General features: G+C 43.2%; 11 protein-coding genes and 1 pseudogene. 11 read left to right on the forward strand and 1 reads right to left on the reverse strand.

The window, feature by feature from the left end; translation table 11 throughout:
- Positions 1 to 24: 24 nt before the first annotated feature.
- Positions 25 to 849 (reverse strand): hypothetical protein, encoded by an 825-nt coding sequence (locus tag BM257_RS05780; protein WP_092069952.1) that lies wholly within the window; start codon positions 847 to 849, stop codon positions 25 to 27.
- Between the two features lie 134 nt (positions 850 to 983).
- Between BM257_RS05780 and prmA the strand changes: the two genes are divergently transcribed.
- The 11 genes and pseudogenes from prmA (at position 984) to BM257_RS05835 (ending at position 15,217) form a co-directional block, all read left to right on the forward strand.
- Positions 984 to 1,853: a 50S ribosomal protein L11 methyltransferase gene (gene prmA / locus BM257_RS05785; RefSeq protein ID WP_092069595.1), complete on the forward strand. Its 870-nt coding sequence runs from the start codon at positions 984 to 986 to the stop codon at positions 1,851 to 1,853.
- 91 nt (positions 1,854 to 1,944) lie between these two features.
- The gene (gene serS, locus BM257_RS05790; RefSeq protein ID WP_092069598.1) at positions 1,945 to 3,261 is read left to right on the forward strand and encodes a serine--tRNA ligase; all 1,317 of its coding nucleotides are present in this window, start codon (positions 1,945 to 1,947) and stop codon (positions 3,259 to 3,261) included.
- 25 nt (positions 3,262 to 3,286) lie between these two features.
- Complete coding sequence (locus tag BM257_RS05795) at positions 3,287 to 3,931, forward strand: cytidylate kinase-like family protein (protein WP_092069601.1); 645 nt, start codon at positions 3,287 to 3,289, stop codon at positions 3,929 to 3,931.
- 6 nt (positions 3,932 to 3,937) lie between these two features.
- The gene (locus BM257_RS05800; RefSeq protein WP_092069604.1) at positions 3,938 to 6,295 is read left to right on the forward strand and encodes a bifunctional dihydroorotate dehydrogenase B NAD binding subunit/NADPH-dependent glutamate synthase; all 2,358 of its coding nucleotides are present in this window, start codon (positions 3,938 to 3,940) and stop codon (positions 6,293 to 6,295) included.
- Positions 6,292 to 6,660: a DMT family protein gene (locus tag BM257_RS05805; protein ID WP_092069607.1), complete on the forward strand. Its 369-nt coding sequence runs from the start codon at positions 6,292 to 6,294 to the stop codon at positions 6,658 to 6,660. The genes BM257_RS05800 and BM257_RS05805 overlap by 4 nt, the downstream gene beginning before the upstream one ends.
- Position 6,661: 1 nt before the next feature.
- Positions 6,662 to 7,378: pseudogene (locus tag BM257_RS15120) on the forward strand (tRNA 2-thiocytidine biosynthesis TtcA family protein); the annotation flags it as partial.
- Between the two features lie 1,145 nt (positions 7,379 to 8,523).
- Positions 8,524 to 9,399: a nucleoside phosphorylase gene (locus BM257_RS05815; RefSeq protein ID WP_092069613.1), complete on the forward strand. Its 876-nt coding sequence runs from the start codon at positions 8,524 to 8,526 to the stop codon at positions 9,397 to 9,399.
- Positions 9,399 to 10,745, forward strand: a complete 1,347-nt coding sequence (gene mnmE, locus BM257_RS05820) for a tRNA uridine-5-carboxymethylaminomethyl(34) synthesis GTPase MnmE (RefSeq protein WP_092069616.1) — start codon at positions 9,399 to 9,401, stop codon at positions 10,743 to 10,745. Before BM257_RS05815 ends, mnmE begins: the two co-directional genes overlap by 1 nt.
- Before the next feature lie 314 nt (positions 10,746 to 11,059).
- Positions 11,060 to 12,637 (forward strand): helix-turn-helix domain-containing protein, encoded by a 1,578-nt coding sequence (locus tag BM257_RS05825; RefSeq protein WP_092069619.1) that lies wholly within the window; start codon positions 11,060 to 11,062, stop codon positions 12,635 to 12,637.
- A gap of 113 nt (positions 12,638 to 12,750) precedes the next feature.
- A complete protein-coding gene (locus BM257_RS05830; protein ID WP_092069622.1) occupies positions 12,751 to 13,950 on the forward strand; it encodes a tyrosine-type recombinase/integrase in 1,200 nt (399 codons plus the stop codon).
- A gap of 169 nt (positions 13,951 to 14,119) precedes the next feature.
- Positions 14,120 to 15,217 carry a hypothetical protein gene (locus tag BM257_RS05835; RefSeq protein ID WP_092069625.1) on the forward strand — a complete coding sequence of 366 codons (1,098 nt, stop codon included), beginning with the start codon at positions 14,120 to 14,122 and terminating at the stop codon, positions 15,215 to 15,217.
- Positions 15,218 to 15,260: the final 43 nt, after the last annotated feature.

Genomic DNA, 15,260 nt, shown 5'->3' on the forward strand with positions numbered 1-15,260 from the left:
ACACTAAACTATAAACTCTCTAAACTATCTACGTCCACCATAAGAGTGTCCACCGCCACCTGAGCGTCCGCCGCCTCCGAAGGATCCGCCACGAGAGCCTCCTCCAAAGGAACCTGTGCTGCGAGAAGTACCAAAGGAGTGATTACCAACATTGTTGTGGTGGGAAGAGTAAGTACGCGTACCATAACTGCGAGAACCTCCTACGTTGCGATGGTGTGTGCCTCCAGAATATCTATGATGCGATACTCCTGCACGACTCCAGCGAGCACCACTACCATTACGATACGTATAGTAACGAGGTCCGTACCACCCATAGTAACCATAGTGATAGCGCCAAGGAGAATACCAAGTGGAATAGTAATAAGGAGAACGCCATCCCCAATAACCATAATAGCCGTAGTAACCACCATAATACCAAGGATCATACCAACTGTCATACCAAGGATAATAGCTGCTGTAATACCAAGGAGATGCCCATCTGCCATCACGATAACCCTCCCAATATGCTACACTGGGTGTATAGTCGTCGAAACGACTCATCCGACGGGTATACGTATAGTCTGACACCTCACTATAAGCAGAGTCAGGATAGACCCCGCGCTCAGCAGAGAAGTCTATAATGTCATTACCCGCAGAGTCGATGGGGGCTACACGGCTCCACGCACGGCGGTTATATTCGTCAGCGCTACGTGTACTGCCCACATAGTAAGTATTGGCAGGCATACCATACTTCTCCGCATCCTTAGCCACGTTCTCCTTCGTAGGAACAAAGTAGAGATCGTCGTCCTGTGCCATCATAGTGATGGGCATGGCTCCTAAGAGGACTGAGAGTAGAACTAACTTTTTCATCTTCATTTTATATCTTTCTAAAGTTTCACGTTGCAAAAATACAACGATTTTCAATGCAAAATTAGGGAAAAACCCTAAGATAAGGTAGGTTTTTCCCTAATTTTTGTAATTTTGCACTTAAAATTTAACACACGATGAAATATTACGAGGTTATTTTCAAGATTCACCCTGTCACACAAGATGCCCGTGACATCCTTGCGGCAATGACAGGTGAAGCGGGATTCGAATCCTTTGAGGAGACAGAGGATGGCTTGAAGGGATATGTGCAACAAGGCTCTTTCGACCAAGATGTTCTAGACCAGACCATCCAGTATTTCCCTATGGAAGGGACGCATATTATATATAATGTAGAAGAAGCCGAAGACAAAGACTGGAACGAACAATGGGAACAGGAGGGCTTTGAACCAATCATCATTGATGAAGGCAAAATGGTGATTCATGACGGACGTCATCTCAACGCTCCATTATCCATGCTCAACTCTTCTCTCTCCATAGAAATCGATGCTCATCTGGCTTTCGGTACTGGTACCCATGAGACAACAAGAATGATTTGCTCAACCCTGTTATCTGAACAGCTCAAAGGTAAGAGGATCTTGGATGCAGGGTGTGGAACGGGTATCTTGGGAATTGCCGCACTAAAACTTGGGGCAAGCAGTGTAACGGCTTATGACATAGACGAATGGAGCTCCGACAACACTAGACACAATGCTATTATTAACCAAGTGGACAGCTACATGGAAATTCTTTGCGGAGATGCCTCTATTCTTGACTCCATCAACAAGCGTTTTGATTATGTCCTGGCAAATATCAACAGGAATATCCTGTTGCAAGACATGAGAAGATTCCACCAGGTTATGGCAAGTGGTGCCTCCCTGATCATGAGCGGTTTCTATACAGAGGACATCCCCTTGTTGGAAGCCAAAGGACAAGAACTGGGACTCACATTAGTCAGTCAACGGGAAGATAATCATTGGGCATCTATTATCATGCGCGAACATTATTAATTAAATATTCTATTATAAAATTTTCAATTCTCAATTAATATTTGTACCTTTGCACCGTTTATTCGAATAAAAATTAAAACAAAATATAATTATGCTTACATTAAAACTCATTACTGAGGAGACAGACCGCGTGATTCGCGGACTGGAAAAAAAACACTTTAAGGGAGCCAAAGAAGCTATTGACGAGGTCCTTGCCGTAGACAAGCGTCGTCGTGAAGCCCAGCAGAAACTGGATGCCAACTTAAGTGAGGCAAAGAAGATGGCTGCACAAATTGGTGGACTGATGAAAGAAGGTAAGAAAGCTGAAGCTGAAGCCATCAAAGAGTCCGTATCAAAGATGAAGGAATCCAACAAGCAGTTGGAGGACACCATGAATGAGGCTCAGGAGGAAATGACACGTCTGCTTTGTCAGATTCCAAATATCCCATACGATGAGGTACCTGAGGGCGCTACCGCAGAAGACAATCATGTGGTTAAAAGTAATCAGAAGGAATGCGACGGCACAGACACCGTTGGTAATTGGACTGCAAATCCTGAGGTTCCTACGGCAAAACTGCCCCACTGGGAACTTGCCAAGAAATATAACCTTATCGATTTCGACTTAGGTGTAAAGATTACTGGCGCAGGATTCCCTGTATATATTGGCAAGGGTGCCAGACTGCAGCGCGCCCTCATCAACTTCTTCCTTGACGAAGCCCGCAAGAGTGGCTATACGGAGATTATGCCTCCGACAGTTGTCAATGCCGCTTCAGGTTACGGAACAGGACAGCTACCTGACAAGGAGGGACAGATGTACCACTGTGAGGTGGATGATTTCTATCTCATCCCCACCGCTGAGGTTCCTGTGACCAACATTTACCGAGACGTGATCCTTGACGAGAAAGACCTGCCTATCAAGAACTGCGCCTATACCGAGTGTTTCCGCAGAGAAGCGGGAAGCTATGGTAAGGATGTGCGTGGTCTGAACCGTCTGCATGAATTCTCGAAAATTGAGATTGTACGCATTGACAAGCCCGAGCACTCCAAAGAGAGCCATAAGGAGATGTTGGAACATGTAGAGGGACTGCTGAAGAAGTTGGAACTTCCTTACCGTATCCTGCTGCTTTGTGGTGGAGATCAGAGTTTCACCTCAGCTATCTGCTATGATTTCGAGGTCTATTCTGAAGCTCAGAAGCGTTGGTTGGAAGTATCATCAGTATCTAACTTTGACACCTACCAGGCAAACCGTCTGAAATGCCGCTATCGTCGTACGGACACGAAGAAGACAGAACTGTGTCATACACTGAACGGTTCCGCCTTAGCCCTGCCCCGTATCGTAGCAGCTATCCTTGAGAATAACCAGACCGAGAACGGCATCAAGATTCCTGCCGCCCTCGTTCCCTATACAGGTTTTGAAATCATTGACTAAAAAAATCACTTAAAACAATTCAATTATGGACAAGAATCAGAAGTTTGTTATCACCATTAACCGCGAATTAGGTAGTGGTGGTCGTACTATCGGCAAGATGTTAGCAGAGAAATTAGGTGTATCCTTCTACGACAAGGCTCTCATCAAAGAGTTGGAGAAGAAGTTCAATTTAAATACTGAAGAGATTGAACGTCTGAAGGGCAGCAAGACCCAGTGGTGGCGCGAGCTCATCAACACAGCAATGTACATGGGTCAGAACATGAACGAGGTATGGTATTACCAGCGTATGTCAGGTGATGAGTTCCATTTGACGACTACCGATGATATGTTCAAAGTAGAGAAGGAAGTCCTCCAAAAACTCGCAGAGGAAGAGTCTTGCATTATTGCTGGTCGTTCCGGATTCTATATCTTAGCCAACCACCCCAACCACCTCAGCATTCTGATTCAGGCATCCAAAGAGCATCGTATCGAGCGCATCATGAAGAAGCAAAACTTGAGTCATGAGGAAGCTGAGAAAGTCATCAAGAAGATTGATGACATGCGTGAGACTTATGTGAAGAAATTCACGGGTACTTCACGTTATGACACTCGTAATTACGATCTCGTCATCTCTATGGACGGCAAGACCGAGCAGGAGGCAGTAGACCTGATCCTCCAATATATTGGATAATTTCTTATGAATAAAATTGTAAAAAAAGAACAGTTCTCCGAGAAGGTCTTCCTTTTTGAGATAGAGGCTCCATTGATTGCCAAGAGTCGTAAGGCTGGTAATTTCGTAATCGTACGCGTTGGTAAAAAAGGTGAGCGTATGCCTTTGACCATCGCTGCCGCTGACATCGAGAAGGGTACCATTACCTTGGTAGTTCAGATGGTGGGACTCTCCTCTAAGAAGCTCTGTGCCTTAAACGTTGGTGACTATGTAACAGACGTTGTAGGTCCGCTGGGCAATCCCACGAAAATTGAGAAATATGGAACCGTCGTATGTGCGGGTGGTGGATTGGGTGTCGCTCCTATGCTACCTATCATCCAGGCTTTGAAAGCAGCAGGCAACCGTGTGTTGTCTGTGATGGCAGGACGCTCAAAGGACTTAATCATTCTTGAGGATAAAGTACGCGAGAGTTCTGACGAAGTCATCATCATGACGGATGACGGAAGCTATGGTGAGAAGGGTGTGGTTACTGTTGGTATTGAGAAATTCATCGAACAGGAGCCCCATGTGGATAAGGTATTCGCCATTGGTCCTCCCATCATGATGAAGTTCTCTAACCTCACCGCTCAGAAGCACAATATTCCTTGTGAGGTGTCGCTGAACACCATCATGGTGGATGGTACAGGTATGTGTGGTGCCTGCCGTCTGACTATTGGTGGCAAGACGAAATTCGTTTGCATCGACGGTCCTGAGTTTGACGGAGCGTTAGTAGACTGGGATGAAATGTTCAAACGCATGGGTACTTTTAAGCGTGAGGAGCAGGAAGAACTTTCACACTATGAAGAGCACCTTGACTCAGAGAACACTAAAGACGCTAAAGTAACTATAGATACTATAGGCACTATAGGTACTATAAAAACCACAGATCCCATCGAAACGCTCACAGACCGTAATGCATCATGGCGTGAAGAACTCCGCAAGAGCATGAAGCCCAAAGAGCGTACAGCCATCGAGCGTGTCATCATGCCAGAACTCGACCCCGTTTATCGAGCAACCACCCGTACGGAGGAAGTGAACATCGGACTGACCAAGGAAATGGCGATGACGGAAGCGAAGCGTTGTCTCGACTGTGCGAAACCGACATGTGTGGAGGGCTGTCCCGTAAACATCAATATTCCTTCTTTCATCAAGAATATTGAGCGTGGTGATTTCCTGGCAGCAGCTAAGGTACTGAAGAACACCTCTGCATTACCCGCTGTTTGCGGTCGTGTCTGTCCGCAAGAAAAGCAGTGTGAGAGTAAGTGTATCCACTTGAAGATGAATGAGCCTGCTGTTGCTATCGGTTATCTGGAACGCTTCGCAGCTGACTATGAGCGTGAGAGCGGAAATATTAGTCTGCCGGAGATTGCTCCAGCCAATGGTATCAAGATTGCCGTCGTGGGGTCAGGTCCTGCTGGACTCTCTTTTGCTGGCGATATGGTAAAGAAAGGATACGATGTGTATGTCTTCGAAGCTCTGCATGAGATTGGTGGTGTACTAAAATATGGTATTCCTGAGTTCCGTCTGCCTAACAAGATTGTTGATGTGGAGATTGAGAACCTCGCCAAGATGGGTGTACATTTCCAAACGGATGTCATCGTGGGTAAGACCATCAGTGTTGAGCAATTAGAGCAACAGGGATTCAAGGGTATCTTCGTAGGTTCTGGCGCTGGTCTGCCTAACTTTATGAATATCCCTGGTGAAAACAGCATCAATATCATGTCGTCTAACGAGTATCTGACTCGAGTAAATCTGATGGATGCCGCTAACCCAACTACAGACACTCCTTTGAATCCTGCTAAGAGTGTACTTGTTGTTGGTGGTGGAAACACTGCTATGGACTCATGTCGTACGGCAAAGCGTCTGGGTGCTGATGTCACACTGGTTTATCGCCGTTCTGAAGTTGAGATGCCAGCACGTCTGGAGGAAGTGAAGCACGCCAAGGAGGAAGGTATCAAATTCCTGACACTGCACAACCCCATCGAGTATATCGCTGATGAACAGGGTGCTGTAAAACAGGCGGTTCTTCAGGTGATGGAATTGGGTGAGCCTGACGCATCAGGTCGTCGTAGCCCTGTACCCGTCGAGGGCAAGACTGTCACCCTGGATGTTGACCAGGTAATCGTTGCTGTAGGTGTATCTCCTAACCCACTCGTCCCGAAGTCTATCGACGGACTTGAATTGGGTCGCAAAAATACGATTGTCGTCAACGAGGAGATGCAGTCATCACGTGCTGAGATCTTTGCTGGTGGTGATATCGTACGTGGCGGTGCCACAGTGATTCTCGCAATGGGCGATGGACGTCGTGCCGCCCAGAACATGGATGAATTCCTTCAGAAGAAATGAACGGACTCTATACCATCATACTGCTCATACTAAGCAACGTCTTTATGACGCTTGCTTGGTATGGGCATTTGAAATTATCAGAAACTGGGGTTAGCAACAACTGGCCTCTCCTGGGAGTTATCCTCTTCTCATGGATGATTGCCTTCTTTGAATATTGTTGTCAGGTTCCTGCTAACCGCCTGGGATTTGAAGGGAACGGCGGTCCTTTCACTTTGGTACAGTTGAAGGTCATTCAGGAATGCATCTCCCTGGGAGTCTTTGCCGTGATTGCTAACATCATGTTCCAAGGTCAGAATCTGCATTGGAATCATATTCTTGCTTTCTTCCTTATTATTTGTGCTGTTTATCTCGTCTTTATGAAGTAGAATGACGCTTGAAGAACGACTTTGGAAGACTTTCAATAAAGCATTAGGTATGTACCAGCTCATTGACGAGGATGACAAGATTCTTGTCGGTTTGTCTGGAGGAAAAGACTCTCTCTGCTTATTGGAATTTCTTGCCCGCCGTTCTAAGGTGCATGTTCCTCATTTCACAGTTCATGCGTTACATGTCCGTATGGAGAATATCCAGTATGAGACTGACACCTCCTATCTTCAACGTTTCTGCGATAATCTTGGAGTACCTCTTCATATCGTCACTACGAGTTTTAACTCTCAACCCTCAACGCTACACTCTACACAAAAGAGGAAGCCTGCTTGTTTCCTTTGTTCCTGGCAACGTCGGAAACAGCTCTTCAATCTCGCACAAGAGCTGGGATGTAATAAAATTGCCTTAGGTCATCATCAGGACGACATCATTCATACGGCATTGATGAACCTCACCTTCCAGGGACAGTTCTCGACAATGCCGGCCTGTCTGGAGATGGATAAGATGCCACTGACTATCATTCGTCCGTTATGTCTTTGTGAGGAAGCGGACATCAAAGAATATGCGGAACAACAGCACTACGAGAAACAGTTGAAACAGTGTCCCTATGAACACGACACACAACGGACTATGGTTCAGGAACTTTTTGACCGGATGCAACTGATGAACAAAGAAGCACGCTATTCCATCTGGAACGCACTGGAAAAAAGTCAGAAACTGATACAACGCGCATCTTTGTTGTTGCTATTACTTTTAGTCTCTGTGGCTGTCCCTGCACAACGGAAGAAACAGGTCAGACAGAAAATAGAACAACCTTCCGCACATTCTGAGCGACTCCAACGAATGACAATGTCAACACAACATATTATGTTTATCGACAGTGTCGTCTTGCGGAAAGAAGAGTTTCTGAAAGCATATCATCTGTCATCAGAGGCAGGACGTATCGCTCCCTACTCGACCTTCTTCCCGCAAAAGGAATCTCAGACAATGACGTATATGAATGCCCTGAATAACAGATGTCTATATGCTGAAAACGACAGTTGCATTTACTCGCAAGAACTGCTTCAGCAACAATGGTCTATGCCAGACACCTTGGCGGGAATTAATACAGACAGACAGCTACGGCATATCTGTTATCCTTTTATAATGCCTGACGGTATGACACTCTACTTTGCTGCTGAAGGAGAAGAGAGCATCGGTGGCTACGACCTGTTCATGACCACCTACGATGCGGCAGAGGGACATTTCCTCAAACCAGAGAATATCGGTATGCCTTTCAATTCGACTGCCAATGATTATCTGTATGTTATTGACGAATACAACCATCTGGGGTTCTTTGCCTCTGACCGTAACCAGCCGGACAGTATGGTGTGCGTCTATACGTTCATCCCTGCTGAGAAATACCAACCCTACGATGCAACGAAATACACACCTGAACAGATAATGGCATTTGCACAGATTGCTGATATCAAAATGACACAGGATGATCAGCAACAATATAACGCGGCACAGAAGCGGTTACGACAAGCTAAGAAGCAACCTGCGCAAAAATCTTATGAGTTCTCCTTTGTGGTCAATGACCAATTGACGTACCATTATCTCAAGGATTTCAAAGCTGCTGGTAATCAAAAACGCTATCAACAACTCATACAGTTGCAACAACGTTATGACAAGATCGTACAGGCTTTAGACAAAGCCCGTATGTACTTCCCGAAGGCGACTGCAAATGAACGTCAGGCTCTGTCTCGTGAGATTCTCGATAATGAGAAACTGCAGTACGAGTTACATCTTTCCATCCGGCAACAGGAGAAAAATATCCGAAATGCGGAAATTATCTATTTAACTAGAAACAAATAAGTCTTATGAGCAAAAGAGTTTTTCCTGCATCAGAATTGATTATTAATAACGACGGCTCTTGCTTCCATCTGCATCTGAAACCGGAACAATTAGCTGACAAAGTAATCCTCGTGGGTGATCCTGGACGTGTAGAGACTGTCGCCTCTCATTTCGACTCGAAAGAGTGCGAGGTCAGTAGTCGTGAGTTTCATGCCATCACTGGTACGTATCAGGGGAAACGCATCACTGTACAGTCAACGGGTATCGGCTGTGAAAATATCGATATCGTAATGAATGAGCTCGACACCCTTGCGAATGTCGACTATACCACCAGAATGGAGAAGGAGGAGCATCGTAGTCTGACGATCGTGCGCATCGGTACCTGTGGCGGCTTACAACCTTTCACACCTACTGGATGCTTCATCGCCAGCGTCAAGAGTATTGGTTTCGATGGATTGCTGAATTTCTATGCTGGACGTAATGAGGTATGTGACCTCCAACTTGAGAAGGCTTTCAAGGAACACATGCAGTGGGATCCTGTCAAGGGAGCTCCTTATGTTGCCGTCGCTGACGCTGAACTCATCAACAAAATAGCACAGGACGATATGGTTCGCGGCTATACGATTGCCTGTGGTGGCTTCTATGGACCACAGGGACGACAACTCCGTGCTCCTATTGCCGATCCTGACCAGAATGCCAAAGTGGAGTCGTTCGAATATGAGGGCATGAAGGTCTGTAACTTCGAGATGGAGTCCTCCGCCCTCGCTGGTATGGCTTCCCTCTTAGGACATCGTGCGATGACCTGCTGTATGGTCATCGCCAACCGCTACACCACTGAGATGAATACGGAGTATAAGAACTCCATTGATACCCTCATACAAAAGGTATTCGACCGCATATAATGAACGAAACAATCTGCGCACTTGCAACGGCTCCCGGTGGAGCTCTCGGCATCATCCGTGTCTCAGGACCTCTGTCTCTTGAGATTCTTTCTCGTATTTTCACCAAGAATCTCTCTGAGGCTCAACCCAACACTATCCACTACGGACATATCAAGGATGAAGTTGAGATCATTGATGAGGTAATGGTGAGTATCTTCCGTGCTCCACATTCTTATACAGGGGAAGACAGCGCAGAGATTTCTTGTCATGGTTCTCGTTATATATTAAATAAGGTATTAGAATTACTGGTGCAACAGGGTTGTCGAATGGCAGAACCTGGCGAATATACGATGCGAGCCTACCTCAACGGGAAGTTGGATTTAAGTCAGGCTGAGGCAGTTGCCGACCTCATCGCATCCTCCAATCAGGCGACACATCATCTCGCCATGAGTCAGCTCAGAGGACATTTCTCATCTGAGCTTGCACAGTTGCGTGCGCAATTGTTGAAACTCACTTCCCTATTGGAACTCGAACTCGACTTCTCTGACCATGAGGACTTGGAATTTGCTGACCGGACAGAGCTTGATAAGTTGGCGAAAAATATCAACAAACATATTTCAAAACTTATACACTCTTTTGAGACTGGACAGGCTCTCAAACAAGGTATTCCTGTCACTATTATCGGTAAGACTAACGTCGGAAAATCCACTTTGCTGAACCGACTACTGAAAGACGATCGGGCTATCGTTTCTAACGTACATGGAACTACACGAGACACCATCGAAGACACTATTGACATCAAAGGTGTCACCTTCCGCTTTATCGATACTGCTGGTATCCGACAGACTACTGACGAGGTGGAGAAAATTGGTATTGGTCGTACTTACTCTGCTATGGAAAAAGCCCGTATCATCCTTTGGATAATTGACGAGAAACCAACAAATGAAGAAATAAACGAGATAGCACATCATACTGGAAACAAGAAAGTTATCATTGTAAGAAACAAATCAGACCTAAGCGAAAGCAACGCTCTCACAATTGCTGATTTTCCTATCATTTCCATTTCCGCAAAACTCGGTACCAATATCGACGCACTAGAGACTGTCATCTATGAAGCTGCAGACATCCCTACCCTCGCCGACTCTGACATTATCGTCACCAATGCTCGCCATTATGATGCCCTGACGAGAGCCCAAGAAAGTCTCAATCGTGTCATCAGCAGTCTCCAGGCTCAAGTCCCAGGAGACCTTGTCGCAGAGGACCTCCGTCAAGTTCTCTCCGAACTATCCGAAATCACAGGTGAGGGACAAATCACCCCCAACGAAGTGTTAGGAAATATTTTTAAAAATTTTTGCGTGGGAAAGTAGAATGACTAAAACAACTCTGAACAATTTAGAACAACTATTAGAAAGTCTCTCATTTTGAGGGACTTTCGTCATTTTAACACTTCAAGTTCCTTTTTTGTTTATCCCAGTTTTTCGACCTATTTTTGTACCGTGTTTCTACCGCGAGCAAAAATTGTGCTTTATACAAATGACATTTGTTGTCCCAATTGAGACGCTATGAGACACGTCCCTAAATGTTCGCGACTGTCCCAATTGAGACACCATGAGACACGTTGGGACACAATGATACAGAATTAGAGTAGTAAAAGTAAAATGTATAAACAAAATTTAGTCAAATGGAATATAAGAAAAAATGTCTTTTGTGTGGCAAGTATTACGTCGCTCACACAGTAGAATCACGTTACTGCAGCAAGAGATGTGTCAATTTAGCATGGAAAGCAAGAACCAGAAAAAAAGAGATCAATCAAAAATTGGAATTGAGGCAAGAAGTGGACTACCATAATGCTACAGCAGACTTGAAAAGTGCAGAGTTTCTAACTCCTACCGAGACTGCCCGGCTCCTCCGAATCAGTCGATCTACATTATATCGATATTTATCGTCCGAAGAAATCAAATGTAGGCAGTTCAAAGGGAAGACCCTGATAAGACGCAAGGATATTGACAAATTATTCGACGAAGCTTTTGAATACAAGCATAACAAAGCCAAAAAGAGATGGCAACCTGTCAGCGAATATTATACCATGGGAGAAATCGTTGAGAAATACAAGATTAGTCGCAAAACGGTATGGCGAAGATGTGATCGATTTAACATCCCCAAAATCTACGAAGGTCGAAATACTTTTTTCCCACGAACCGATATAGAGAAGCATTTTGACGAGCTCATAGAAGAATTCGACCCAGAAGAGTACTACACACCTGATCAAGTCATGGCGAAATATCACATGACACATGCTGCCGTGCTTGTTTTTGCCAGAAGACATAAAGTTCCAAGGATAAATAGACAACGTACTGTCTATTATTCAAAAGAATATATTGACAGTATCAAGTCCAAAGTGCAGTCTATCGATTCACTTTATTATACTTCAAGAGAAATAATGGAAAAATATGGCATAACCAAGACGCAAGTTAAATACTGTTTGCACCGATACAAAATCGACAGCATAAAGAAAGGAAGATTCTCTTTGATAAACCGCGCTAATTTTGACGAAGTATTCAATGAACGAATGGGTATTCAGAAATCAATCGCAAAGTATCAAGAGAAAGATAAACAAGCCAAGAAAGATAATGGGTTTGAAGAAATTGTTAAAGGTATTGCTGTTGATCAAGCCCCTGAGCCTATGCCTTACAACGAAGATGATATAACTCCAAACATGAACTTTGGTAAAATAGAAGGATATCTCAATGCCGAGCAAATCTCTGAGAAATATAAACTGACAGTTGAGTGGGTTCATTATCTAACACGAAAGAAGCAAATCCCCAGAGTATACAAGTGCGGACTGCTTTTTTATGACGAAAAGGCCGTGGCGGATGTCTTTAGCAAATATAACTCACCAGAAGGAATTACAGAATGGTACACATCAGATGAGGTAGAGCAAATCTTCAACATCACATCAGACCAACGAAACAGGTTCAGTCATCGACACAAAATACCAACCAAGAAGGAATATGGTGTAATCTACTATTCTAAATTACATATGGACTTTGCCAAAAACCCTGGTTCAAAGTATGCAGGTGAATATTACAAGGTTGAAGAAATTATGGAGAAATATCATGTTACCCGTGAAAAGGTATATAGCATTGTCCGCTATAGAAAGATTCCGAAGGTACGAGACGGTAAGATAGCTCTATTTCTCAAATCAATTGTTGACAAGGAATTTAGTAGTTTACAGGATGAAAATGAACAAAAATCATAAATATTCACGATTATTCGCAGATTATCGAGCGATTATCTGGATAATCGGACTACAATTCAAGAATTTTGCAGCGTTTTAAATCACTTAATATTAACATTATAAAAGTAATAATTATGAAACAAATTTGCAAAACAGTTGTACTTCGCACACGCACAATGAAAAATGGTATGTTGTCTTTTTACTTGGACTACTATCCAGGTTTCCGCGACCATCTCTCTATGAAGACTATCCGTCATGAGACGATTGGAATCTACATCTATGAGAACCCGCGTAATAATAGAGAGAAGGAGTACAACAAGTTGATGACTGAGAAAGCCGAGGCTATACGATGCCGACGCTTTGAATCAATCGTAAACGAACGCTATGACTTCTTTGACAAGACAAAGATGAAAGGCGATTTTCTGGCATACTTCAAGACTATTGCAAGAAACAAAAACGAGAAATGGGATTTTGTCTATGCTCATTTTGAGAAGTTTGTTGGCGGCAAATGCACCTTTGAGGAAGTTGATTATGACCTTTGCAACAGATTCCGAGACTATCTGATGAATGCCAAAAGTTTAGGGACTGGACACCCTCTCAAGCAGAATTCTGCAGCAGGCTATTGGGCAACATTCCGTGCATTCTTGAATATTGCCTATAGAAACAAGTTCATCAAAGAGAATCCCAATGATTACCTCGAAAAGATTAAGACGGTTCCAACAGACAAGGAGACACTGTCACTTGATGAAATCCAAAAGTTGATAGAAACGCCATGCGAAATAGAGGTATTGAAGAAAGCGGTCATCTTCGATTGTCTTACAGGATTGCGTCGCAGCGATATCCTGCGACTTGAATGGGAGAAAATCTGTGCAACGTCTGATGATTCTCAATATCTTGATATGGCTACTCAGAAGACTGGAAGTGAGGGATTTATCTTTATCTCTGACAAACTAATGGAGTTTATTGGGCCAAGAGGGAAAGGCCTTGTATTCAAAGGATTTAAACCCTACATGACCAATTATCCCATGAAGAAGTGGTTTAAACAAGCTGGAATAACCAAACATGTCACATTCCATGGACTTCGTCACACCGTAGCTTCTAGAATGGTAGAACTGGGAGTTAATATTCAGACTGTACAACATATCCTTGCTCATCAAAGCATCTCAACAACTCAGATTTATGCTAAACATGCAGATCCACAGTTGAAAGCCGCTGCAGAATTGATCTCTGAAAAGATATTTGAAAAGGCTGATAATCCTGTAGTGTCTACGGATAAACAATCAGAGGACATAAAAGATTCCAATGTTACAATTAAATTGATTGACTTCGAATAAAAAAGTAGCCCGACAATATGGAAGATTAGGAAAAAACATGAACAATCCTAAATATTTAACATATTGTCGGGCTTTGAAATGTTAAATTCTGAAGTTTTTCTAATATTTCCTTTTAGTTTCTAAGAAACTTATTATTTTTGCCGCCCGAAAACAAAAACAGGATAACAAAATGTTTAAAAATTTAAGAAATGTATTAAAATGGGTGGCAATAGGCACCTTCATTCATCTACACACGGTATACGACAGTGGTGATTATGCCATTTGGCGAAATCAAATGGCCGTGTATATTCCTATTATTTGGGATATGATTAAGTACATCACAGAAATTGTACTCGTATTTTATATCCTATTCGTAGTCTGCAAACTTGATTTTAAGAAATTTATGCTGGGACCACTTGCTGTTGATATTCCTTTATTAAAACCTTTGAATGAAGCAAGCTCAACTATAATGAATGAATGTATCAACCCACAAAAAGATAGTGACATAGAAAGAAAGGAAAATGAGCACGAAATCGTTGACAAACCGATTGCTCCTAAAAAAACAATGGAGGATGTAGAAGCTGTGATTGATATTCCTACAAAACAAGAGCTAGAAAAAACAGAAAAGCCTAAAGACAAAGAGCATGTTCAGGTAAGCCAAGAACCGAAAATGCCTAAAGTTGCAAATACAGTTATGGCTCAACACACTACGGACAGCAATTATTCTGGAGTATTGCCTGCTGATGAAGAGCCTGGATATAATCTATATGAAAAAGCCCTTAACGACCTAAAAATGAGTTACGCTCAATTATACCGAAATCGATTAGAAATATGTGGTAACTATGTTAGAAGTACTTTGGCTAAACACATGGAGTACAAAGACGTGAATACGCTTATGACTAATGTTCAAAAATGGCATAATATACAAAATGAACTCAATGAAAAGTTTAAAGAAGATGCAGGGCGGTATAGCGCAAATCAAGATATAGACATCAACGAATATAACGATTTCATCTCTGAAATAGAAACCATTCACCAACATAGCAATATTCCCGACAAACAATTGGCGTCGATTGACCTATTTCACTTAGCGTGGAATATTGGTCAGTGTTTCGGATGGAATGGAAAAAGCAGAGCTATTTTCATTAAAGCATGTTTCCCCCAAAACCTTCAAACGGTAACACTTCTTACAGTTAAGAATAACCTTAAGAAGCAAGGGTCATGCAAAATTGATTTAAATGACCTCATCAATAAAGATGATAACCAAATTGAAGAGAAAGTTGCATAATAATAATTAGTTCAAGACTTCTATGATTTTTCTAAGATTATAT

The organism is Prevotella sp. tf2-5 (genome assembly GCF_900115435.1).
Classification (GTDB): domain Bacteria; phylum Bacteroidota; class Bacteroidia; order Bacteroidales; family Bacteroidaceae; genus Prevotella.